Consider the following 22021-nt stretch of genomic DNA (forward strand, 5'->3'; position numbering starts at 1 on the left):
AATAGCGGCTAATCATAGCTCAGCGGAACGCATTTGAGAATGCTGGATTTGCTCCGGCCGCCAGTTCGCTATCGCGTACTTGAGTAAATCCTCAATACAGAGCGTCTGCCATTCCTGAATGACATCCTGATTAAGAAACGTTAACGCCCGCACAATTTCCGGGCGCGGATCGCCTTCAGGCAGCGCCGGAGCGTGGTTTTGCTTCGACAGTTTATTGCCCTGCGCGTTGAGGGCCAGCGGCAAATGGATATAGTCCGGCGCCTGCCAGCCAAAATGCTGATAGAGCGAAATTTGCCGCACCGTCGGCTCGATAAGATCGGCGCCGCGGACGATTTCGCTGACGCCCTGAAAATGATCGTCCACCACCACCGCCAGATTATAGGCGAACAGCCCATCGCGACGGTGGATAATAAAATCTTCCCGCGCCAGCGGCTCATTGGCGACGAGCGTACCGCGCAGCCGATCGTAAAATTCAAGGACAGGACGCGTTTGCCGCAGGCGCAGAGCGGCGTTTTCCGCGCCGAGGCGTAAATCCCGGCAGTGGCCGTCGTAAATACCGCCAATAGCATGGGTACGCGCGCGGGTGCAGGTGCAGTAGTAGCAGAGGCCCTGCTCGCGCAGCCAGGCGAGGCGCTCGCGATAAGCTTCGTGGCGTTTTGACTGCCAGAGTACCTCTCCGTCCCAGAGCAGGCCGTAGTGTTCTAATTGACGAAGAATGGTGTCCGCGGCGCCTGGGACTTCTCGCGGCGGATCGATATCTTCAATGCGCACGCGCCAGATACCGTTCTGCGCCCGAGCCTGCAGATAGCTGCCAAGCGCGGCAATCAATGAACCGAAGTGGAGTTCGCCGGAAGGTGAGGGGGCAAAGCGCCCGATGTAGTGTGAATCTTTCATGATATGACTAAAACATCAGGGCGGGAGAAAGCTCCCGCCAGAGATGTGCCAGCGAAGTGAATTAGCCTGCCATCTGTTTTTCGCGAATTTCCGCCAGCGTTTTGCAATCAATGCACAGGTCGGCGGTCGGACGCGCTTCCAGACGACGGATACCAATCTCGACGCCACAGGATTCACAGAAACCGAAATCTTCGTCTTCGACTTTTTTCAGCGTTTTCTCGATCTTTTTGATCAGTTTACGTTCGCGGTCGCGGTTACGCAGCTCCAGGCTGAACTCTTCTTCCTGAGCGGCACGGTCTACCGGATCCGGGAAGTTAGCAGCTTCATCCTGCATATGCGTTACGGTGCGATCCACTTCATCCCTAAGTTGATTACGCCACGCTTCAAGAATGCGCTTGAAGTGCGCCAGCTGGGCTTCGTTCATATACTCTTCGCCCGGCTTCACTTGGTACGGCTCCACCCCAGCGATGGAGAGAATACTCAGGGACGATGTTTTACGGTTTTGCCCTTCTTGCATGTTGCTTCTCCTTAACACGCACTATCGATCCCCGTGTTGGGGGAAAAATCAGGCCGCTATAAATAGCAGATGCTTTTCCGGATAGCAATTATCTAAACGTTACACTTGACAACCCTGTGAGGAAAAGCGTATTTGCGCTCGCGACCCGAATACTATTTAGCCGTTTATTTACCGGGGGTTAACACCACGGTAATCGGCTTATTCAGAGTCATCATCTCAGTAGAAAGTTCCGCCTTGTACGCGAGAATTTCCACCCCCTTGTTTTGCGCCTCAATCAATAGCTGTGCGTATCTGGCATCAATATGATGCGCGGGAGAGAAACGGTCGATCGCCGAGTGCAGCACGGCGAACAAAATCACCGCCCGATCGCCCGCCGCCGCCACGCTCATCAGCTCCCGCAGGTGCTTCTGGCCGCGTTCGGTAACCGCATCGGGGAAGTAACCGTATTCCTTTTCCGCCAACGTAACCGATTTCACTTCAATATAGCAGTTTTGTTGGTCATCTGCTTGTAACAGAATATCAATGCGGCTGCTTTCATCACCATACTTCACTTCGCTTTTCAGCGTGTTATAGCCCAAAAGCTCGGGAATATTTCCTGCCAGAATCGCCTCTTTCGCCAACGTGTTAGCACGTAGAGTATTAACACAAATTGTCGCGCCTTCTACGGTTTCGGTTATTTCCCACGTGTGGGCATATTTGCGTTTAGGATTATCTGAAGTCGAATACCAGACGGTATCGCCCGGCGCGGCGCAGCCGGTCATGGCGCCGGTATTGGGGCAGTGAAGGGTCAGCTCGCGACCGTCGGGGGTGACCACATCCGCGAGAAACCGTTTGTAACGTTTAATGAGGGTGGCGGACCGTAGCGGGGGAGTAAATAGCATCAGCTTTCCTTGTCGAAAGGGTAACGTTCCAGCGCCTTGTAGCGGGTACGGCCGCGGCTAAAGCTGGATTCGTAGAGCACAAATTCGTTGACCGCAAACGCCCAGCGAAATCCGGGCGGCGGAATAGGCACCGCGTGGCGCGCGTCGCGCAGCAGGGTGACATGCGGATGAAACGGCTGCGGGCTCTGATAGCAGCCGCTGCGGGCGGCCTGGGCGCGCAGCATATTCGCTAATTGCAGAACCCCGCGCGGCGGCTGACGAGTGCCCAGCCATACCACTCGCGAACGCAGCCACTGCCCGGCATCGTCAAGGGTCAGGGTAAAGCCCGGCTGGCGAATTCGTTCGGCCATTGCTGATAGCGCCCGCTGTTTATCCGCGCTCACTTCGCCAAGAAACGCCAGCGTCAGATGGAGGTTTGCCGCCGTCACCGGTCGACCCGCATCTTCGGGAAAGCTGGCGGCGCGCCAGTGAACGATCTGCTGCTGAACTTCTGCGGGAAGTTCAAGGGCGAAAAACAGCCTTTTCGGCTCGGACATGATAGAGACTCGGTAATGAATTACCGGGATGCTACAATGCTTGCCCGCAAATGTTAACCTCCGGAGCGCTTCGTGTCCTCATTGCCGGTTGCCGCCGTCCTCCCTGAACTTCTTTCTGCCCTGCGGCATGCGCCGCAGGTTCTGCTTAATGCGCCAACCGGCGCCGGGAAATCCACCTGGCTGCCGCTGCAAATCCTCGCGCAGGGTGAAATTAGCGGGCGCATTATCCTGCTGGAGCCGCGGCGGCTGGCGGCGCGTAACGTGGCGCAGCGGCTGGCAGAACTGCTGGGGGAGAAGCCCGGCGAGACCGTGGGCTACCGCATGCGCGCGGAGACCTGCGTCGGGCCGAACACGCGCCTCGAAGTGGTGACGGAAGGCATTTTGACGCGGATGATCCAGCGCGATCCGGAGCTGAGCGGCGTGGGGTTGGCGATCCTCGATGAGTTTCACGAGCGCAGCCTGCAGGCGGATCTGGCGCTGGCGCTGCTGCTCGACGTACAGCAGGGGCTGCGCGACGATCTCAAGCTGCTGATTATGTCGGCGACGCTCGATAATGAGCGCCTGCAGCGTCTGCTGCCGGAGGCGCCGGTTATCGTTTCCGAAGGGCGCGCGTTTCCGGTTGAGCGGCGTTTTCTGCCGCTGCCGGCCCATCAACGGTTTGACGAAGGGGTGGCGATTGCCGCTGCGGAACTGTTGCGTAGCGAGAACGGTTCAATGCTGCTATTTCTGCCCGGCGTCGGAGAGATCCAACGGGTACAGGAGCGGCTGGCGGAGCGGGTGGCGAGCGATGTGATCCTTTGCCCCCTGTACGGCGCGCTACCGCTGAACGAGCAGCGCAAGGCGATACTGCCTGCGCCTGCCGGGATGCGCAAGGTGGTGCTGGCGACCAATATCGCCGAAACCAGTCTGACCATTGAGGGGATTCGTCTGGTGGTGGATAGCGCCCAGGAGCGCGTCGCCCGCTTTGACGCCCGCACCGGGCTCACTCGCCTGGTCACGCAGCGGATCAGCCAGGCCTCGATGACCCAGCGCGCCGGACGCGCCGGGCGTCTGGAACCGGGGATCTGCCTGCATCTACTCGCTAAAGAGCAGGCCGAGCGCGCTGCGGCGCAGAGCGACCCGGAAATCCTGCAGAGCGATCTGTCTTCGCTGCTGCTGGAGCTGTTGCAGTGGGGATGCCAGGACCCGGCCCAGCTTAGCTGGCTGGATTTGCCGCCTGCGAACAATCTGGCTGCGGCCCGACGTCTGCTCACCGACCTTTCTGCGCTGGAAGGCGAGCGGCTGTCGGCGCACGGGCGCAAAATGGCGGCGTTGGGTAACGAACCGCGCCTGGCGGCGATGCTGACCGCGGCGGAGGATGCCGATAGCGCCGCCACGGCGGCTAAACTGGCGGCGATCCTTGAAGAGCCGCCGCGCGGCGGCCATAGCGATCTTAGCGCGGCGTTTGCCCGTCAGCAGGGCAACTGGCAGCAGCGGGCGCAGCAGCTGATGAAAAGGCTGACGGTGCGCGGCGGTCAGCCCGACGCCGACAGAATCGCGGCGCTGCTGGCCTCCGCTTTTGCCGACCGTATCGCCCATCGCCGCGGCCAGGAGGGGCGCTACCAACTGGCTAACGGGATGGGGGCGATGCTCGACGCCGACGATGCGCTGGGCCGCCACGAATGGTTGATTGCGCCACTGCTGCTGCAAGGGAGCGCATCGCCGGACGCCCGGATCCTGCTGGCGCTGCCGGTCGATATTCACGCGCTGATTGAGCGGTGTCCGGCGCTGGCCCAGCGCTCCGATATCGTCGAGTGGGATGAGGCGTTAGGCACGCTGAAGGCCTGGCGGCGCACCTGTATCGGACGCCTGGTGATTAAGACCCAGCCGCTGGCGAAGCCGTCGGAAGAGGAGTTGCATCAGGCGATGCTCAACGGGATCCGCGAGAAGGGGCTGAGCGTGCTTAACTGGACGCCGGAAGCGGAGCAGCTGCGTTTGCGACTGCACTGCGCGGCGCAGTGGCTGCCGGAGGAGGCATGGCCGGCCGTTGATGAGGCATCGCTGCTGGCATCGCTTGAACAGTGGCTGCTGCCGCAGATGGCGGGCGTCCATTCGCTGCGCGCGCTGAAGGCGCTGGACGTGCGTCAGGCGCTGCAAAACTGGCTGCCGTGGCCGCTGCGCCAGAAGCTGGACAGCGAACTGCCCACGCACTATACGGTACCGACCGGTAGCCGCATCGCGATTCGTTATCACGATGATAATCCTCCGGCGCTGGCGGTGCGGATGCAGGAGATGTTTGGCGAGGCGACGACCCCGACCATCGCTCAGGGGCGGGTGCCGCTGGTGCTGGAGCTGCTGTCGCCGGCGCAGCGCCCGCTGCAGATCACCCGCGATTTAGGCGCATTCTGGCAGGGGAGCTACCGCGAAGTGCAAAAAGAGATGAAAGGGCGCTATCCGAAGCATGTCTGGCCGGACGATCCGGCCAATACCGCCCCGACCCGGCGCACCAAAAAGTATTCGTAACCGGAGAGTTTCCGGGTTGCGGCGTAAGCGCCTTACACGGGCTACCGGACCAGCACCGCCCGTAGCCCTGCTAAGCGCAGCGCGAGCAGGGGATATTTTATACCTGGCTCCACAAAAAGATGCCGCCGCCCGCCAGCGCCAGCCAGGGCCCGAAGGCCAAAGGCTGCTGGAACGACTGCCGGGTTATCAGGCGCTGCAGCAGCGTCCAGACCAGGCCGCTGGCGGAAGCCAGCAGCAGCGTCTGCGGCAGCGCCTGCCAGCCGAGCCACGCGCCGAGCGCCGCCAGCAGCTTGAAATCGCCGTAGCCCAGCGCCTCTTTACCGGTCAGCAGACGGAACACCCAGTACACCGACCACAGCGACAAATACCCGGCCATCGCGCCAATGACCGCCTCCGCCAGCGGCGCGAAGGTATCGGAAAGATTGAACAGCAGACCGGCCCACAGCAGCGGTAGCGTCAACCCGTCCGGCAGCAGCTGCGTTTGCGCGTCGATGGTAGCAAGAATCAGTAGAACCGACAGCAGAAGCAAGCCGCCCAGCAGCGGTATGCCCGGAGGTATCAGGTATCCGACCAGCATAAACAGCGCGCCGGTCGCCAGCTCCATCAGAGGATAACGAGGCGAGATGGGTTCCCCGCAGCAGCGCGAACGTCCCTTAAGAAACAGGAAGCTCAGCAGCGGGATATTGTCCCGCCAGGCGATGGGCTCACGGCACTGCGGACAGAACGACGCGGGAAAACAGAGATTGATTCCCTCTGCGTGCGCCATCATCAGCGGTAAACGATGGATAACGACGTTAAAAAAGCTGCCGAACGCCAGTCCGGACAGGAATAAAAAGCCGCCCCAGATTGACGGGTATTGCGCGGCGAACTCGGGTAATAACGCGATGTTTTCGAACATTATTTTTTCTCCTCGGATAGCCACTCTCCTTGCCACCGCCACGGTATACGTCCCTGCTCATCTTTACGGCCGTTTTGCGCGAGCAGCAGCGTCAGCAGTGCCGGAGCCGCCTGACGAGGTTGTAGCGTACCGTTAAACGTATAGCGCCCGTCGGGCGTTAGAACGCCCTGTCCGGTGAGGCTGAGCTGATGGGAGTCCTGGGTCAGGGCGACAGCCAGCGCGCCCGCCGGGGTACAGCTTAATTTGCCGTTGACCTGGGCCAGTTCGAGCGACCCGGCGGGGGAGCTGAGCGCCGCGTCCCGCCACTGCACGGTGCTGGCGGTCATCTGTCGGCAACCGCCGGCGTTAAAGCGGGCCTCGGGCAGCGTCAGCACAACCTGACCGCGGGCCTCCAGCGGTATGCCGGATGCTAACCGCTGGCTGATTAAACGGGCCGGAGCTTCGAGTCGGCCCTCGCGCACCACGAATTCGTTCAGACCGTGCAGCCAGACCTGGCCGCGCAGACCGGAGGGATCGTTAAAACGGATATGCCAGCCGGGAAGCCAGGACGAGAAGCCAAATTCCCAGCGTAAATAGGCTAATTCAACGCCGCGCCAGCTGGCCTGAAGGGCTTCTCCCTTCCACAGGGTGCCTGTTGGTTCGACGAGCCGCGCGCCTTCCGGTAGCGCCAGAGTCAGCAGACGCGCCGGCGCGCTGAACAGCAGCCAGAAGAGATAGATCGCCGCCAGCAGCAGGCCGATAGTGAGTCTATTTTTCATCGCTGCGCTCCAGCACTAGCGTATTAATCGTCACCCAACCGGGCTGCTGCGCCACGGCGGTCACCGCCAGGGTGGCGGTGGTCATCCCCGTCTGACCCAGCGCGTCCAGCCATGCCATCAGCGCCTGGAAATCGGCGGGCTGTACGGTAAGGCTCAGGCGGGAGCCCTGCGGCTGCAGGCGAACGATAGCGATGCCGTGACGGGCGGCTTCGCGCATAATCACCGTCGAGGGTTCTTCCAGCGCGGCAGAAGGTTTCCGCTGGTTAAGCTGACGGAGAAGGGGCGTCTGCTGGCGCATCCACTGCAGGCTGGCCTGCTCCCTGGCCAGCGTTTGCCGCCACTGCGTCTCGCGGTTTTGCCACGGCTGCCATAACGTGTAATAGACCAGGCCGATGAGCAGCGCTACGGCCATCCCCAGCAGCAGATGCCGTTCGCGGCGCGTACGCTGTTGCCATAAGGTGAGCAGGTTATGCATCGTCCCCCTCCAGCGTCAGGCGCCCTTCAATACCGTCGGCGCGCGGCTTCATCTCGCCGGTCTGCACGCGAAACCCCGCCCGCGCCCGCTGGCTGAACTGCTCCATGGCCTGCGAGGAAACGGCGGATATCTCCAGCTGCAGCGCGTTGCGCGCGGCATCAAAGCTCAGCGTCCGCAGGCGGATGCCCGGCGTGTCGTCGATGATTTGCTGCAGCGCGCCGAGCCGCGAGATAAGCGCTGGCCGGGCGCCCGCGTTTTTCATCTCTCGCAGATGCTGCTGCATTTGCTGGCGCGGGTTGACGACGTTCTTTTCCGTTTTGAACCACTGGCGGTAAAAATCACGGCTGGCCTGCACGGCGGCGTCGGCCTGCTGTCCCAGCATGAGATGATCGTGGAGGCGATTACCGCTCCACAGCAGCAGTAGCGCCAGCGCCCCGGCGATTGCCGGGCGCCAGCGTCGTGGCGTCGGCTGCCGGCGGCGTTTAGCAGCAAAATCGCCCTGGCGTAAGCAGATTCTGCGCGCATCGGGATTGGCCGCCGCCAGCGCCAGCAGATCCTGCGCCGGGAGAGGCTGCCACGGCGCGGCGATATCCGGCGGCGGCGAGTAGCAGGCGATGGGCGCGAGGTCTTGCCAGTGGGTCAGCAACGGGTCGAGCCATACGGTTTCCACCGCCATTCCGCCCCACGAATCACAGCGAAACAGCCATTGCTCGCCGCAGCGTACGGCGCTCCAGGCGGTGGGACTGTGTGGTAGGGTAAGGACATCCGGCGTCAGGGCCAGCACGTTCAGTCCGAGCCCCTCGCACCAGGCCTGCCAGGCGCGCATCTTTTCCCGCCCGACCACCGCCACGGCGCAGTCGGTTTTGTGCTGGTGGAGCAGGGCAAAGTGGCTCTCCTCAACCTCCGTCGCCAGCTGTTCTTCGAGTAAAAACCCCAGCGCCTGCTGCGGTCTTCTGCGCGCCCCGGCGGGCAGAGTGACGCGATGAAATGCGCAGTCGCTGGCGGGCACCAGCACCCAGGCCGGATGGCGCTGCGCCAGCAGGCTGAGCGTCCGATCGCCAGCGTCAGGATGCCACTCTCCGGCCTGCGCCGCGTCGCCTGGCGCGGCAAGCCGCCATATCGCCGTCACGGCATCAGGATTGAGGCGAACAATCAGCACGGCGGCGGAAGAGGTATGGTGGTTATTCATCGGCTACCCAATAGATTCCGTAGCGCCGTTGGACGACGCCGAAGGTACGCCCCTGCTTTTGCAAGAGGCTGCGTTGCTGATAGCGGGCGCTGCCCATCACCACGCTAAAGGTGGCGATAAAACGCTCGCTGCGCACCGCCAGCCACGGACGTGCGGCGGCGGTATCGATTTTTTGTAATGTCGGTTGCGACAGGAAGGCGGCGACGCTGCTCCAGCCGGTAGCCGCGCGAGCCTGCAGCAGCTGCCGGGCTTCAGAGACGGTGAGTTCAGCGGGGAAGATCGCCGCCAGCAGCGCGGCCTGAGCGGGCTGCAGGGTATTGACGTTCACCTGCAGCGCATCCTCCGGAAGGGCGCAGACAAATGGCAACAGGCGCTGATAGAGCGCGGCGTCCATCCCGGCCAGCAGACGCAACTCGCTGACGTCCTGCAGCGGCTGATTGCCGGTCAGATAGCCGGGGGATTGCGCCATATAGACTTCGTCTTCCGCGCCGTTCAGTAGGGCCTGGCGATCGTCATCGACCCAGTCGCGCAGGGCGGCGGTCAGCTGTAAGGCGCGCAGCGGCTCGCTGCCGAGGTTCTCCAGGAGTCGGGTAAAGATCTGTGCGGGGTAAGGTATTTCGTCGCTTTCGTCGTCGCCACGCTGGTTAATGGCGTTGAGGTTGAAGCAGGCCTGAGCGTCGGTCATTGTGGCGTAGATCTCGCCGTCATTGACCGTAAAGCGGCGTCCCTGCTGGGCCCAGTTCTGCGCCAGATGGGTCTGGTTCGGCGAGTCGATCGCGTCGCGTTGCAGCAGAGCCGCCGCGAGGGTTTCCGCCCCCAGCGCGTACCATTTGGCCTGCAGGTTATCGAGGGTGGTGGCGGTTTGCTGGTACATCCGCGCGCTGCGCTCGGTCATGGCGCTCGCCAGCACCATCATCAGGGCGAGGATCAGCAGCACCATGAGCAGGGCGACGCCGCGCTGGCGGTTGTTCATCGACTTCCTCCCGGCGTAAGCAGAAACAGTCGGCGGATCTCGCCGTACGGCTCCAGCGTCAGGGTGACTTCCAGCCCCTGCGGCAGCGTCTGCGTCTGCAGCCATTCATCCTGCCAGCGGCCGCTGGCGTAAAAACGCAGGCCAAATGCCCGCACGCCGCGCAGCACAATAGTCACCGTTGGTTGGCTACCGGGCAGCGGGTCCTGCTGCTCGTAGCTCAGACGTTCCAGCTGGCTGTCGCGCAGGCGGTAGCTGACGTTCTGAATTTCCGAACGCGGCAGGAGCCCCAAAGGATTGGGCCAGCCGTTGCGGCTAAAGGCGATCGCCCAGTCGTCGCTGCCGAGCTGAAAGCGCCCGGCAAAAAACAGGCTCGCGCTGTCGCGGCTGCGGCGGGGAATGATTTGGCTAAAGTCCGCCGCCATCTGGCTGAACGTTTGCTGTAACGCCTGCATGCGCCCGCCCTTATCGCGGGTGAGCGTATCGGCGCGCATCACGTTTTGCAGCACCGTGACCGCGGCGACGCTGAGCGCGGCGAGAATGGCCAGCGCCAGCAGCATTTCGACGAGGGTAAAGCCGCTTGAGCGCCGGATCATGGCGACGTCACGTAGGTGCGCAGCGAAGAGATCGCGGTCTTATCGCTTTTGGCGTGGCGGACCTCGACGTCCAGAGCCCGCAGCTGAGGCAGGTCGGTCTCCACCCCCTGCCAGCGAATATGCCAGCTGACGCCTGCCGCCTGCACCGTGGTTTCCGACCAGCTCAGCGCTGGCCAGCGGTTTTCCAACCGGAGCTGTACCAGCTGATTGTCCGCCAGCCAGCTAGCGAGGGTTTTCTCCTCCATGCGTCCCAACTGGCGGGTTTGCTGGAGCGTGGCCTGCATCACCGCCAGCCCGGCGAGAGCGAAGACGACCAGGGCGACCATGACTTCAATCAGCGTCATACCGGACTGCTTTTTCATTGCGCCTCCTGCGCTGCGGGCAGGCTTTCGCCGCGGGCGTTATACGCGATACCTGGCGCCTCGCCGATGGTCAGCCGGAACGGCGTCATCTCCCCGCCGGGAAAGATCAGCACATCGGGATTGTCGCCCGGCGTCCAGGCATCGCCCTGCGGAAAGGCGAGGTTCAGCTTGCCCCCGGCGCTGCTGCCCGAAGTGGCGACGCGTCCGGCGCGCAGCGGCAGCCAGCGATAGCCGCTCCAGCCGTCGTCGGCGGGTGCCGGATCGGCGCCATCGCGGGCCTCCAGAACCAGAAACTGCCAGCGGTCTGGGTGCACCGAGACGCCAAAGAACTGGCCGGTTTGCAGCCCTCGCTGCTGGACAAAGCGCAGCTGCGCTTCAAAGCGCGCCAGCGTCTGCGCCGCGCTATCGTCGCGCGAGGCGGGGAAGGCCAGCAGCACCATGCCCGCGCTGACCCCCATCAGCAGCAAAATGAGCATCATCTCCAGCAACGTAAAGCCGCGCTGTCGCACTATTTCTTCCCGATCGTCCAGTTGCCGATATCGTCATTGCTCTCCGGCACGCCGTCCGGCCCAAGGCTGAAAATATCCACCTGTCCGTGCTGGCCGGGGCTCAGTAGCTGGTAATCGCTGCCCCAGGGATCCTGCGGCAGACGGCGAATATAGCCGCCTTCGGGATAGTTGCGCGCGTGCGGCTCGGCGGATGGCGCGCTGACCAGCGCCTGCAGCCCCTGCTCGGTGGTGGGATAGCGGCTGTTGTCCAGTTTATACATGTCCAGCGCGCCCTCGAGCGCCACAAGATCGCTGACCACTTTTTGCCGGTCGGCCTTTTCCTTGTTGCCCATCAGGTTGGGCACCACGAGGCTGGCGAGCACGCCGAGGATAACAATCACCACCATGATTTCCAGTAAGGTGAATCCGCGCTGTCGTTGCATATTTTTCTCCATTAGAACAATTACATACTCATCAAAGTATTGAGCTGCAGTATCGGCTGCAGGATGGCGAGGACGATAAACAGCACCATGCCGGCCATCGCCACTACCAGCAGAGGTTCAAACAGACTGAGGGCCAACTGAATTTGCGCGCTCAGCTCCCGGTCCTGGTTATCCGCCGCGCGCTCCAGCATGCCGTTGAGCTCGCCGCTCCGTTCGCCGCTGGCGACCATGTAGCGCATCATCGGTGGGAAAAGCTGGGTCATTTCGAGCGCGCGATGGAGGCTGACGCCTTCGCGCACCGCGTCGCTGGCGGCTTCCAGCTGGCGCTTCGCCCAGGCGTTGCTTAACACTTCCGCGCTGATGCGCATCGCCAGCAGCAGCGGAACGGCGCTGGCGTTGAGAATGCTCAGGGTGCGGGCGTAGCGGGCGCTGTTAACGCTGCGCGCGACCCGGCCAATCAGCGGCAGGCGCAGCAGCAGCCGGTGCCAGGCCAGTCGCTTTGCCGGCTGCCGCAGCAGGTAGCGCAGCAGCAGAGCGATGAGCATGGCGGCCAGCAGCAGCCACGGCCCGGCGGCGCGCAGCATATCGCTCATCGCCATCAGCAGGCGGGTGGAAAACGGCAGCGCCTGCTTAAGGTGGATAAACTGATCGACAACCTTCGGCACCACCGTTGAAAGCAGAATCACAATCACGCTGACCGCCACCAGGGTCAGCACGATGGGGTAAATCATCGCCTGCAGCAGGCGGGCGCGAAGCTGCTGGCGCTGCTCAGTGTAGTCCGCCAGCCGGTTCAGCACGCCGTCGAGGTGGCCTGAAGCTTCTCCGGCGGCGACCATCGCGCAGTAGAGCGCGTCGAAGCAATTCGGGTAGCCGCGCATCGCTTCCGCCAGCGAATGGCCTTCCAGCACTTTGCCGCGTACGCCGGCGATCAGCGTTTTCAACTGCGGTTTTTCACTCTGCTGGGCCACCGCGTCGAGCGCTTTTTCCAGCGGGATGGCGGCGGCGACCAGCGTCGCCAACTGGCGGGTGACGAGGGCGAGATCGCGGGCGCCGGTGCGGCGGATAAAGCGCAATGGCCTGCCGCCGCCGGCTGCCGGGTCGATGTCAAGCGCCAGCCAGCCCTTTTCTCGCAATAGCTGGCGCGCGTGGCGGGCGGAGTCCGCCTGCTGGACGCCGCGCCGGGGTTTGCCCTGTTCGTCAAGGGCCTGGTAACGAAACAGCGTCATTTCAGGAAGCCTCCGCGATCGGCTGCTCGGTGACCCTTAGCACCTCTTGCCAACTGGTGATCCCGGCCAGCGCCTTTTCCCGCCCGGCGCGGCGTAGGGTCATATAATCCGCCCCTAGCTGTTGGATCAGCGTCACCTCATTTTCGCCGCGGTGGATAGCCATGCGTACGCGATCGTCCACCAACAGCAGTTCGTGGATGCCGGTGCGTCCGCGATAGCCGGTAAAACCGCACTCGGCGCAGCCCCGGGGCTGCCAGAGCGCCGTGCCGGGGGCGATCTCCATCTGGCGGGCGGCGTCGGCGTTTGCCGGTTCCTGCTGGCGGCAGTGCGGGCAGAGTCGGCGCACCAGCCGCTGCGACATCACCGCCAGCAGCGAGGTGGAGAGCAGAAAAGGCTCCACGCCCATGTCCTGCAGGCGCGAGATGGCCCCCAGCGCGCTGTTGGTGTGCAGCGTCGAGAGCACCAGATGGCCGGTTAACGAGGCCTGTACGGCGATTTGCGCCGTCTCGCCATCGCGGATTTCGCCCACCAGCACCACGTCAGGGTCCTGGCGCAAAATAGCGCGCAGCCCGCGGGCAAAGGTCATATCGACTTTCGCGTTAACCTGGGTCTGACCGATGCCCTCCAGCTCATATTCGATGGGGTCTTCAATGGTCATGATGTTGCGTTCCCGCGCGTCGAGGCGGCTCAACGCGGCGTAGAGGGTGGTGCTTTTTCCCGAACCGGTCGGCCCGGTCACCAGCACGATGCCGTGCGGGCGGGCGATCAGCCCATCTACCTGCTTCAGCAGGGCGGGAGTCATCCCGAGGGTCAACAGGTCGAGATTGACGCTATTTTTATCGAGCAGACGCAGCACCACGCGCTCGCCGTAGCTCGACGGCAGGGTGGAGACGCGCACGTCGACGGCGCGTCCGCCAATGCGCAGCGCCATGCGCCCATCCTGAGGAATGCGCTTTTCGGCGATATCCAGGCTCGCCATCACCTTAATGCGCGAGATCAGCAGCGCGGCGAGGCGGCGCTGGGGGCGCAGGATTTCGCGCAGGACGCCGTCGACGCGAAAGCGAATTTGCAGGTGGCGCTCATAGGTTTCGATATGAATATCCGAGGCTTTCTCTTTGATGGCCTCGGTAAGCATGGCGTTAATCAGGCGAATAATCGGCGCGTCGTCTTCGCTGTCCAGTAGGTCGTCGGTGTCCGGCAGCTCTTCGGCAAGGGTGTATAAGTCCAGCTCGTTGCCGATATCCGCCATCATGCGTCGGGCCTCGGCGGAGTCACGCTGATAGCTCAGCACCAGCAGCTTTTCGAACGCCTCTTCTTCCAGCCGCTCGAGGCGAAACGGCATCGCGGCGACCCGGCGGACTTCCAGCAGCGCCTGCGGCGCGGTAGCGGCGAGGCAGAAAACCTCGCAGCTTTCGCCGTTGCTGAGGAGAATCACGTTGTGCGCGCGGGCGTAGCCGAAGGGGAGCAGCGGGCGTCGTTCAGCGGCGGGGGTCATAGATTGCCTCCCAGATTGAACGCGTCGATAGCGGCGCTGACCTGGCGGAACACGGCGGTATCCTGGCGCGGGTAGATCTCCAGCAGATCCTGATTCAGCATCGCGTCATTGTTCTCTTTGCCGCGCTGTTTGCTCTGGGCGTCATTAAAGGCGGTGTACTGCCCGGATGAGGCCTGACGGTACTCGTCGCGGTCGCGGATCACCGTCGGGCGGATAAACAGCATCAGGTTGCGCTTGGAGACCTTTTTACTGGTGGAACGGAACAGCGCGCCAATGACCGGAATATCGCCGAGCAGCGGTACCTTGTCGGCGGTGTCGGAGACGCTTTTATCCAGCAGGCCGCCGACGACCACCGTCTCGCCGCTGCCGACCAGCACTGCGTTATTGACCGTGCGGGTATTGAAGGTCGCGCCGAGATCCGAACTGGTGCTGGAGGCGGCGTCCGCCACGCTGGAGACCTCCTGTTCAATCTCCAGCAGAACTGAATCGCCTTCGTTGATTTGCGGCTTCACTTTCAGCTTGATGCCGACGGTTTTACGCTCGACGGTATTGAAGATGTTATCGCCGGAGGTGGTTTGCGAGCCGGTGAGTACCGGGACCTCCTGGCCGACGTTAAAGGTGGCTTCCATGTTGTCGAGGGTAACGATGCTCGGCGTGGCGAGAATGTCGTTCTTGGTGCTGCTGGAGAGGGCGGTTAATAGCATCGCCCAGTTGCCCTGGTAGAAGCCGGCGGCAATGCCGTTGAAGGAGCTTAAGGCGCTGGCCAGCGAGCTGCTGACGGTGCCGTCTTTGTTGTACTGGTTGGCCCCGGCGATGGCGGTGGATATCGGCAGGCCGCTATTGGTGAACTGGGTCATTCCGGCATTTTTATTGGCCCACTGGATGCCGAGGTTCAGACCGTCAGCGTCCTGCACTTCGGCGATAATCGCTTCGACCAGCACCTGCGGGCGGCGGATATCAAGCTGGGCGATTACCCGTTCAAGGTCGTTCATCACGTCCGGGGCGGCGGTGACGATCAGGGCGTTAGTCTGGCCATGCGCTTTGATAATGATATTTTTATCCAGCGCCGCCACCGGCTTCGCGGCCTGCTTTTCGCTCTGCATCGTGCTGCTGATGCCGGTCAGCACTTCGACCAGGTCGGAGGCTTTGGCGTATTTCAGGTAGATCACTTTAGTATTGCCCTGCGTCGCCTGCTGGCGATCGAGCTGCTTAATCATGGCGATGATTCGCTGGCGGGAGTTCGGCTCGCCGCTGACCAGTACCGCGTTGGTGCGTTCATCGGCCACCACGTTGGCGACCATCGAGCCGGGCAGCGCTGATTTGCTGGTGTCCTTGTTGAGTTCGGTCACCAGCTTGACCACATCGGCGGCGGAGGCCCAGGCGAGGGGAACGGTTACTACGCTTCGGTCTCCGGCGTTATCGACGCGTTCGACGATGGTTAGCAGCCGTTTGATGACCGCCGCACGGCCGGTCATCAGCAGGACGTTGGAGGGTTCATAGTGCACCACGCTGCCTGCGCCGGCGTTGTCGTTAAGCTGGCGCAGCAGGGGCGCCAGATCGCGGGCGGCGACGTTGGTCAGGGGCACCACGCGGGTGACGACCTCATCGCCAATACCCGGCGCAGCGTCGCTCGCCACCGGCACCGCGGCGGTTTTCGCGTCCTTCGAACGCACCACTTTCAGGACGCCGTTATTCATATTAATCACCGCGAAGCCGTAGACATCGAGCACGCTGAGGAAGAATTGATAATATTGCTCTTCATTAAGCATGTCGTAGCTGCGTACGGTAATGGTGCCGCGCACGCTGGGATCGATAATGACCGTTTTATTCAGGTTTTTACTCACCGTATTGATAAATTCCTGAATGTCGGTGCCCTTGAAGCTCGCGGAAAACTCTTCCGCCGCGGCTGGCCTGAATAACAGTGCGGCGAATATCAGCAGCGTCAGGGAAAATGAGCGGATAACGTTGGCGATGATCAATTATTCATCCCTCAGGGCTAGATAAATATCGTTTTTCTGGCCGTCGCGTTCAACGGTAAGGGTTATTTCAGTTAATTCCGGCAACTGGTCTAATACCTGGCGAGCCTGCTCTTTATCGCGTAAATCCAGACCGTTGAGGGCTATCGCCAGATCGTTTTCCCGGAGACCCGCCTGGCGAAATAGCGCTGGGTCTTTGCCCGGGTTCAGGCGATATCCGCTGAGCTTGTCATTAACCATGACTGGCGAAATATTAAGGTAATGAAGAATATTTTGCGGCTGCGCGCGGAGCTCCTGCGCCAAGTGGCGGGCTGGCGGCGCGGCGCTATTTTTGCTGGCAGCGGGCGGGTCGTTAAACAGCGGGATAGCCTCGTTTCTGCCGCGGTAATTAACAATCAGGCGGTCAGGGAAAATAGCGACAATTTTCGCCTCTCCGCCCGGCGTATTATCGCCAATCACGAGGCTAACCTGTTGATTTCCTTTCATCATTATGGCGATGGCGCGGGACGGGTCGGTGCTGGCAAGCAGTCCGGTAACGCGAAGTTTGAGCGCCGAAACGGGCGCCTGGTCGAGGTTGCCGCCGGGCGCGGAGGCGGGGGTTTTCTCCGCAAGGCCAAACAGCGTAAAGCGCGGCAGCGCCGTTTCCGGGGTAGGGGCTGCGGGTGCCGTCATATCGGCAGAGCTCAATACGTTATCCATAAAGTTTACCGGGATAATTATTTTCCAGGTTAATTGCGCGAGCTGCTGGCAGATAAAAAATAATATGATGGAGGTCACAATATGAGGCGCATATTTTATTATTTTTTTATTTGGTATTGTTAATCTCATCACGGAATTATGCATTTTTATTCCTTTGCTCATTCTATTTCCCTCAACAAAAGGTACCGCCCTACCGATATGGGTGGGGCATTTTTTATTTTTGAGCGTGCTTATTGCGGGAATCTGCGTAGGTCGCGGTGAATCATAAAGAGTTTGGCTATTGTGGTCGTCATTCCCTTTTTATTTTTACTCCTCCGGCCGCCTACGCCCCCGGAGGATGAGTGAATGGATGATTGAACCTAAGAGAGCAAGAATATCTAATTATCGACGCTTTAAAGATATGCTCGTCATTTTTCATGGTGCTGTAATGCACTCTGACTAATTTCGTTCATAGAACACTTCATATAATTAATCAGCATATACCCTAAATAATTCGAGTTGCAGGAAGGCGGCAACGCAGTGAGTCTCCAGGAGCGTACTTAAGTACGTGACTGGGGTGAGCGAGGCAGCCAACGCATATGCAACTTGAAGTATGACGGGTATTAAAGGGACTATCGAATGCTCAGATATACCCGTAATGCCCTGGTTCTGGGATCGCTGGTTTTACTTAGCGGCTGCGATAACGGATCCTCTTCTTCTTCCTCTGGAAATCCCGACACCCCTGGTAATCAGGATGTCGTTGTACGTTTACCTGACGTTGCGGTGCCCGGCGAAGCGGTCACGGCAGTAGAAAACCAGGCGGTCATCCACCTGGTGGATATTGCCGGCATCACCAGCAGTAGCGCGGCGGACTACAGCAGCAAAAACCTCTACTTATGGAACAACGAAACCTGCGACGCGCTGAGCGCGCCGGTAGCGGACTGGAATGACGTCAGCACCACGCCGAGCGGCAGCGATAAATATGGCCCGTACTGGGTGATTCCGCTCAACAAAGAGAGCGGCTGTATCAACGTCATTGTCCGCGACGGCACTGATAAGCTGATCGATAGCGACCTGCGGGTGTCGTTTGGCGACTTCACCGATCGTACGGTTTCGGTGATCGCCGGTAACAGCGCGGTCTATGACTCCCGCGCCGACGCTTTCCGCGCCGCTTTTGGCGTCGCGCTGGCCGAAGCCCACTGGGTCGATAAAAATACGCTGCTGTGGCCGGGCGGACAGGACAAGCCCATCGTGCGCCTCTACTACAGCCACAGCAGTAAAGTGGCGGCGGATGGCGAAGGCAAATTTACCGACCGTTACCTGAAACTGACGCCGACTACCGTCAGCCAGCAGGTCAGCATGCGCTTCCCGCACCTTTCCAGTTATGCGGCTTTTAAGCTGCCGGACAATGCGAACGTTGACGAGCTGCTGCAGGGCGAAACGGTCGCCATTGCCGCCGCAGAGGACGGGATCCTGATTTCCGCCACACAGGTGCAGACGGCGGGCGTCCTGGATGACACCTATGCCGAAGCGGCGGAAGCGCTGAGCTACGGCGCGCAGTTGACCGACGGCGGCGTCACCTTCCGCGTCTGGGCGCCGACCGCTCAGCAGGTGGATGTGGTGGTCTACAGCGCGGACAAAAAAGTGATTGGCAGCCATCCGATGACCCGCGACAGCGCTTCCGGCGCGTGGTCATGGCAGGGCGGTAGCGATCTGAAAGGCGCGTTCTACCGCTATGCGATGACGGTTTATCACCCGCAGTCGCGCAAGGTTGAACAGTACGAAGTCACCGACCCGTATGCGCATAGCCTGTCGACCAACTCGGAGTACAGCCAGGTTGTCGATCTCAACGACAGCGCGCTGAAGCCTGACGGCTGGGACAGCCTGACGATGCCGCATGCCCAGAAGACGAAAGCGGATTTAGCGAAGATGACGATCCATGAATCGCATATTCGCGATCTCTCTGCGTGGGACCAGACCGTTCCGGCCGAACTGCGCGGAAAATACCTTGCGCTGACCGCCGGCGACAGCAATATGGTGCAGCATCTGAAGAAGCTCTCCGCTTCAGGCGTCACGCACGTTGAGCTGCTACCGGTCTTCGATCTGGCGACGGTGAACGAGTTCAGCGACAAAGTCGCCGATATTCAGCAACCGTTCAGCCGCCTGTGCGAAGTGAACAGCGCGGTGAAAAGCAGCGAGTTCGCCGGATACTGCGACAGCGGCTCCACGGTGGAAGAGGTACTGAATCAGCTTAAGCAGAGCGATAGCCAGGATAATCCGCAGGTGCAGGCGCTGAATACGCTGGTGGCGCAGACCGACTCCTATAACTGGGGCTACGATCCGTTCCACTATACGGTTCCTGAAGGATCCTACGCGACCGATCCGGAAGGCACGGCGCGCATTAAAGAGTTCCGCACCATGATTCAGGCGATCAAGCAGGATCTGGGGATGAACGTCATTATGGACGTGGTCTACAACCACACCAACGCCGCGGGCCCGACCGACCGCACGTCGGTGCTGGATAAGATCGTGCCCTGGTACTATCAGCGTCTGAATGAAACCACCGGCAGCGTCGAATCCGCCACCTGCTGTTCCGACTCCGCGCCGGAGCATCGGATGTTTGCCAAGCTGATCGCCGACTCGCTGGCGGTGTGGACCACGGACTACAAAATCGATGGTTTCCGCTTCGATCTGATGGGCTATCACCCGAAAGCGCAAATTCTGTCAGCGTGGGAGCGCATTAAGGCCCTGAACCCGGATATCTACTTCTTCGGCGAAGGCTGGGACTCTAACCAGAGCGATCGTTTTGAAATCGCCTCGCAGATTAACCTGAAAGGTACCGGCATCGGCACGTTCTCCGATCGCCTGCGCGATTCCGTGCGCGGCGGCGGCCCGTTCGATTCCGGCGATGCGCTGCGTCAGAACCAGGGCGTCGGCAGCGGCGCGGGCGTGTTGCCAAACGAACTCGCCAGCCTGAGTGATGACCAGGTCCGCCATCTGGCCGATCTGACCCGTCTGGGGATGGCCGGTAACCTCGCTGATTTTGTGATGATCGACAAAGACGGCGCGGCGAAGAAAGGCAGCGAAATTGACTATAACGGCGCGCCTGGCGGCTACGCCGCAGACCCGACGGAAGTCGTCAACTATGTTTCGAAGCACGACAACCAGACGCTGTGGGACATGATTAGCTATAAAGCGTCCCAGGAAGCCGACCTGGCGACCCGCGTTCGCATGCAGGCCGTTTCGTTGGCGACGGTGATGCTGGGGCAGGGGATCGCGTTCGATCAGCAGGGCTCGGAACTGCTGCGTTCGAAATCCTTTACCCGCGACTCCTACGATTCCGGTGACTGGTTCAACCGCGTGGATTATTCCCTGCAGGATAATAACTACAACGTTGGCATGCCGCGCATCAGCGATGACGGCAGCAACTATGACGTAATTACTCGCGTCAAAGAGATGGTTGCCACTCCGGGCGAAGCGGAGCTGAAGCAGATGACCGCGTTCTACCAGGAACTGACCGAGCTGCGGAAATCCTCGCCGTTGTTTACCTTAGGCGACGGCAGCGCGGTAATGAAGCGCGTTGATTTCCGTAATACCGGTTCAGACCAGCAGGCCGGTCTGCTGGTGATGACCGTGGATGACGGGATGAAAGCGGGCGCCAGCCTGGATAGCCGCCTTGACGGCCTGGTAGTGGCGATTAACGCCGCGCCGGAAAGCCGCACGCTGAATGAGTTTGCCGGTGAAACGCTGCAGCTGAGCGCGATCCAGCAGGCGGTGGGCGAAAATTCGCTGGCAAACGGCGTGCAGATTGCCGCTGACGGCACCGTCACCCTGCCGGCCTGGTCCGTTGCGGTGCTGGAGCTGCCGCAGGGCGATGGCCAGGGCGCCGGGCTGCCGGTAAGCAGTAAGTAAAACCATAACCTCCCGGCCCGCGGGGCCAAAACCCCGGGCCGGGATGGTGTGTCTTGATTAAGGAGAAACCCGTGCTTATTCGCCCGCAAGAGCCGTACCCGCAGTCTGAGCCCCCGGCGGCGGTGGGAAGAATGGTGCAGATCCCCTACGTGACCGTACCGCTGTACGCCGCGCTGCTGATTGCGCTCGGATGGTTCGGCGGCGAGCAGTGGCGGAACAAACCCGAGCCGCAGTCGATGAGGCCGCCGGTAGCCCATGCGGCGTTAGTTCCGCTGAATCAACCTGCGGTCAAAGCTGCCGTGACGCCGGTTAACGCCGAGCCCGAAATTGAGGCTGAACCGGAAATAGCGATAGATGAAGATAACCTGCCGCCTCTGCGCTACAGCGCGCACGTCTACGCCTCGCTGGCGGAGAAACGCAGCATTGTATTAAACGGACAATCCTGGAGGGAGGGCGATTCACCGCTGGCAAACCTGGTTATTGAGCAGATTCAGCAGGATCTCACCGTATTTAGCTTCAACGGTAAAACATTTACCCTCGCGGCGCTGGATGACTGGCCGGGTGGGAAGATTGAGGAGAGTCCGCAGGCGGAATAAAAATTGCGCGAGCGGAATTAAAATAAGCGCTATTTATTGCCGCGCAGGCTATCAATAAAGGGCGCCAGCTGGCGATTAAACTGGCTGCATTTTGTCGCTTCCGGGGTACTGTCCTGCTGGAGTTGTTGATATAGCTGCGTGCTGCGTTGGCTTAAAAGATTAGCGTCAATATTCGCCCATCCGCGCTTTTTACCCACGTTTATTGCCGCACGGTTAATCGCTTCATCGGCGGGAAGATCGCTGCGGTTGCACTTATTCTTCAGATAGCGCGCCCCGGCAGCGACGGAGGCAAGCTGCTCTAGCTGGGCCTGACCGCTCACGGCAGGACTGAGGGTTGTCGGGCGATTTTGCTGACAACCTGAGAGCAGGACGACCGCCATCAGCGGAAATAGAATAAAGTTGCGCATAATATATTAATCGGAAAAATTAATTGGCTGACAGTTTAACAAATATTTATCCGTAGTCATCAGAAAATCTGCCAAATTATATACCCTAAATAATTCGTGTTGCTTAAAGGCGGCAAGGGAGTGAGTCCCCAGGAGCATAGATAACTATGTGACTGGGGGAATGAGCGTAGCCAACACATAAGCAACTTGAAGTATGACGGGTATAAATGTTAAGCGGCTCTC

General features: G+C 60.8%; 21 protein-coding genes. 3 read left to right on the forward strand and 18 right to left on the reverse strand.

Translation table 11 applies throughout. From position 1 onward, the window contains the following. Positions 1-12 precede the first annotated feature (12 nt). From gluQRS to thpR, 4 genes are all read right to left on the reverse strand, one after another. Positions 13-894, reverse strand: coding sequence for a tRNA glutamyl-Q(34) synthetase GluQRS (gluQRS, locus tag IYV58_RS04695; protein WP_195729456.1), 882 nt, complete (start codon positions 892-894; stop codon positions 13-15). Between the two features lie 61 nt (positions 895-955). Continuing rightward, complete coding sequence (gene dksA, locus IYV58_RS04700; protein WP_004098689.1) at positions 956-1411, reverse strand: RNA polymerase-binding protein DksA; 456 nt, start codon at positions 1409-1411, stop codon at positions 956-958. Between the two features lie 164 nt (positions 1412-1575). Next, on the reverse strand, positions 1576-2292 hold the full coding sequence (sfsA, locus tag IYV58_RS04705; protein WP_004129055.1) for a DNA/RNA nuclease SfsA: 717 nt from the start codon (positions 2290-2292) through the stop codon (positions 1576-1578). Next, positions 2292-2828 carry an RNA 2',3'-cyclic phosphodiesterase gene (gene thpR, locus IYV58_RS04710; protein ID WP_004129056.1) on the reverse strand — a complete coding sequence of 179 codons (537 nt, stop codon included), beginning with the start codon at positions 2826-2828 and terminating at the stop codon, positions 2292-2294. The genes sfsA and thpR overlap by 1 nt, the downstream gene beginning before the upstream one ends. 72 nt (positions 2829-2900) lie before the next feature. Between thpR and hrpB the strand changes: the two genes are divergently transcribed. After that, on the forward strand, positions 2901-5330 hold the full coding sequence (hrpB, locus tag IYV58_RS04715) for an ATP-dependent helicase HrpB (protein WP_123828459.1): 2430 nt from the start codon (positions 2901-2903) through the stop codon (positions 5328-5330). A gap of 97 nt (positions 5331-5427) precedes the next feature. Here the strand turns inward: hrpB and IYV58_RS04720 are convergent, their stop codons facing one another. From IYV58_RS04720 to gspC, 13 genes are read right to left on the reverse strand one after another with little or no spacing between them, the layout of a single operon-like run. Next, positions 5428-6228: a prepilin peptidase gene (locus IYV58_RS04720; RefSeq protein WP_004129059.1), complete on the reverse strand. Its 801-nt coding sequence runs from the start codon at positions 6226-6228 to the stop codon at positions 5428-5430. Beyond that, positions 6228-6986 (reverse strand): type II secretion system protein N, encoded by a 759-nt coding sequence (locus IYV58_RS04725; RefSeq protein ID WP_049114765.1) that lies wholly within the window; start codon positions 6984-6986, stop codon positions 6228-6230. The genes IYV58_RS04720 and IYV58_RS04725 overlap by 1 nt, the downstream gene beginning before the upstream one ends. Continuing rightward, positions 6976-7461 carry a type II secretion system protein GspM gene (gene gspM, locus IYV58_RS04730; protein WP_049123297.1) on the reverse strand — a complete coding sequence of 162 codons (486 nt, stop codon included), beginning with the start codon at positions 7459-7461 and terminating at the stop codon, positions 6976-6978. Before gspM ends, IYV58_RS04725 begins: the two co-directional genes overlap by 11 nt. Next, complete coding sequence (gene gspL / locus IYV58_RS04735) at positions 7454-8650, reverse strand: type II secretion system protein GspL (protein ID WP_087828444.1); 1197 nt, start codon at positions 8648-8650, stop codon at positions 7454-7456. Before gspL ends, gspM begins: the two co-directional genes overlap by 8 nt. Further along, positions 8643-9623: a type II secretion system minor pseudopilin GspK gene (gspK, locus tag IYV58_RS04740; protein ID WP_087828443.1), complete on the reverse strand. Its 981-nt coding sequence runs from the start codon at positions 9621-9623 to the stop codon at positions 8643-8645. Before gspK ends, gspL begins: the two co-directional genes overlap by 8 nt. Continuing rightward, positions 9620-10216, reverse strand: coding sequence for a type II secretion system minor pseudopilin GspJ (gene gspJ / locus IYV58_RS04745; protein ID WP_049115513.1), 597 nt, complete (start codon positions 10214-10216; stop codon positions 9620-9622). Before gspJ ends, gspK begins: the two co-directional genes overlap by 4 nt. Next, positions 10213-10578, reverse strand: coding sequence for a type II secretion system minor pseudopilin GspI (gene gspI, locus IYV58_RS04750; RefSeq protein ID WP_049115511.1), 366 nt, complete (start codon positions 10576-10578; stop codon positions 10213-10215). Before gspI ends, gspJ begins: the two co-directional genes overlap by 4 nt. Continuing rightward, on the reverse strand, positions 10575-11087 hold the full coding sequence (gene gspH, locus IYV58_RS04755) for a type II secretion system minor pseudopilin GspH (protein ID WP_004129078.1): 513 nt from the start codon (positions 11085-11087) through the stop codon (positions 10575-10577). The genes gspI and gspH overlap by 4 nt, the downstream gene beginning before the upstream one ends. After that, positions 11087-11509: a type II secretion system major pseudopilin GspG gene (gspG, locus tag IYV58_RS04760; RefSeq protein ID WP_004098709.1), complete on the reverse strand. Its 423-nt coding sequence runs from the start codon at positions 11507-11509 to the stop codon at positions 11087-11089. Before gspG ends, gspH begins: the two co-directional genes overlap by 1 nt. A 20-nt stretch (positions 11510-11529) precedes the next feature. Continuing rightward, positions 11530-12735 carry a type II secretion system inner membrane protein GspF gene (gene gspF, locus IYV58_RS04765; RefSeq protein ID WP_004129079.1) on the reverse strand — a complete coding sequence of 402 codons (1206 nt, stop codon included), beginning with the start codon at positions 12733-12735 and terminating at the stop codon, positions 11530-11532. A 1-nt stretch (position 12736) separates the two neighbouring features. Beyond that, a complete protein-coding gene (gspE, locus tag IYV58_RS04770; RefSeq protein ID WP_195729457.1) occupies positions 12737-14230 on the reverse strand; it encodes a type II secretion system ATPase GspE in 1494 nt (497 codons plus the stop codon). Next, the gene (gene pulD / locus IYV58_RS04775) at positions 14227-16209 is read right to left on the reverse strand and encodes a GspD family T2SS secretin variant PulD (protein WP_087828440.1); all 1983 of its coding nucleotides are present in this window, start codon (positions 16207-16209) and stop codon (positions 14227-14229) included. Before pulD ends, gspE begins: the two co-directional genes overlap by 4 nt. Continuing rightward, positions 16210-17049 carry a type II secretion system protein GspC gene (gene gspC, locus IYV58_RS04780; protein ID WP_195729692.1) on the reverse strand — a complete coding sequence of 280 codons (840 nt, stop codon included), beginning with the start codon at positions 17047-17049 and terminating at the stop codon, positions 16210-16212. 474 nt (positions 17050-17523) lie between these two features. Here gspC and pulA point away from each other — a divergent pair, with 474 nt between their 5' ends. Next, positions 17524-20796 (forward strand): pullulanase-type alpha-1,6-glucosidase, encoded by a 3273-nt coding sequence (gene pulA, locus IYV58_RS04785; RefSeq protein WP_195729458.1) that lies wholly within the window; start codon positions 17524-17526, stop codon positions 20794-20796. A gap of 71 nt (positions 20797-20867) precedes the next feature. Continuing rightward, positions 20868-21392, forward strand: coding sequence for a type II secretion system assembly factor GspB (gene gspB, locus IYV58_RS04790; protein ID WP_142470431.1), 525 nt, complete (start codon positions 20868-20870; stop codon positions 21390-21392). Positions 21393-21421: 29 nt separating this feature from the next. Here the strand turns inward: gspB and pulS are convergent, their stop codons facing one another. Then, positions 21422-21799, reverse strand: coding sequence for a GspS family T2SS pilot lipoprotein variant PulS (gene pulS / locus IYV58_RS04795; protein WP_004129085.1), 378 nt, complete (start codon positions 21797-21799; stop codon positions 21422-21424). Positions 21800-22021 lie beyond the last annotated feature (222 nt).

The sequence above is a fragment of the Klebsiella sp. BDA134-6 genome (assembly GCF_015601345.1).
Lineage (GTDB): Bacteria > Pseudomonadota > Gammaproteobacteria > Enterobacterales > Enterobacteriaceae > Klebsiella > Klebsiella grimontii.

Coding starts and splice junctions, on each gene's coding strand:
- sfsA (WP_004129055.1), bottom strand. CDS start 2,292: ATGCTATTTACTCCCCCGCTACGGTCCGCCACCCTCATTAAACGTTAC.
- thpR (WP_004129056.1), bottom strand. CDS start 2,828: ATGTCCGAGCCGAAAAGGCTGTTTTTCGCCCTTGAACTTCCCGCAGAA.
- gspK (WP_087828443.1), bottom strand. CDS start 9,623: ATGAACAACCGCCAGCGCGGCGTCGCCCTGCTCATGGTGCTGCTGATC.
- IYV58_RS04720 (WP_004129059.1), bottom strand. CDS start 6,228: ATGTTCGAAAACATCGCGTTATTACCCGAGTTCGCCGCGCAATACCCG.
- gspI (WP_049115511.1), bottom strand. CDS start 10,578: ATGAAAAAGCAGTCCGGTATGACGCTGATTGAAGTCATGGTCGCCCTG.
- gspM (WP_049123297.1), bottom strand. CDS start 7,461: ATGCATAACCTGCTCACCTTATGGCAACAGCGTACGCGCCGCGAACGG.
- gspE (WP_195729457.1), bottom strand. CDS start 14,230: ATGACCCCCGCCGCTGAACGACGCCCGCTGCTCCCCTTCGGCTACGCC.
- gspC (WP_195729692.1), bottom strand. CDS start 17,049: ATGCATAATTCCGTGATGAGATTAACAATACCAAATAAAAAAATAATA.
- gspL (WP_087828444.1), bottom strand. CDS start 8,650: ATGAATAACCACCATACCTCTTCCGCCGCCGTGCTGATTGTTCGCCTC.
- pulS (WP_004129085.1), bottom strand. CDS start 21,799: ATGCGCAACTTTATTCTATTTCCGCTGATGGCGGTCGTCCTGCTCTCA.
- IYV58_RS04725 (WP_049114765.1), bottom strand. CDS start 6,986: ATGAAAAATAGACTCACTATCGGCCTGCTGCTGGCGGCGATCTATCTC.
- gspJ (WP_049115513.1), bottom strand. CDS start 10,216: ATGATCCGGCGCTCAAGCGGCTTTACCCTCGTCGAAATGCTGCTGGCG.
- gspG (WP_004098709.1), bottom strand. CDS start 11,509: ATGCAACGACAGCGCGGATTCACCTTACTGGAAATCATGGTGGTGATT.
- dksA (WP_004098689.1), bottom strand. CDS start 1,411: ATGCAAGAAGGGCAAAACCGTAAAACATCGTCCCTGAGTATTCTCTCC.
- pulA (WP_195729458.1), top strand. CDS start 17,524: ATGCTCAGATATACCCGTAATGCCCTGGTTCTGGGATCGCTGGTTTTA.
- gspF (WP_004129079.1), bottom strand. CDS start 12,735: ATGACGCTGTTTCGTTACCAGGCCCTTGACGAACAGGGCAAACCCCGG.
- gluQRS (WP_195729456.1), bottom strand. CDS start 894: ATGAAAGATTCACACTACATCGGGCGCTTTGCCCCCTCACCTTCCGGC.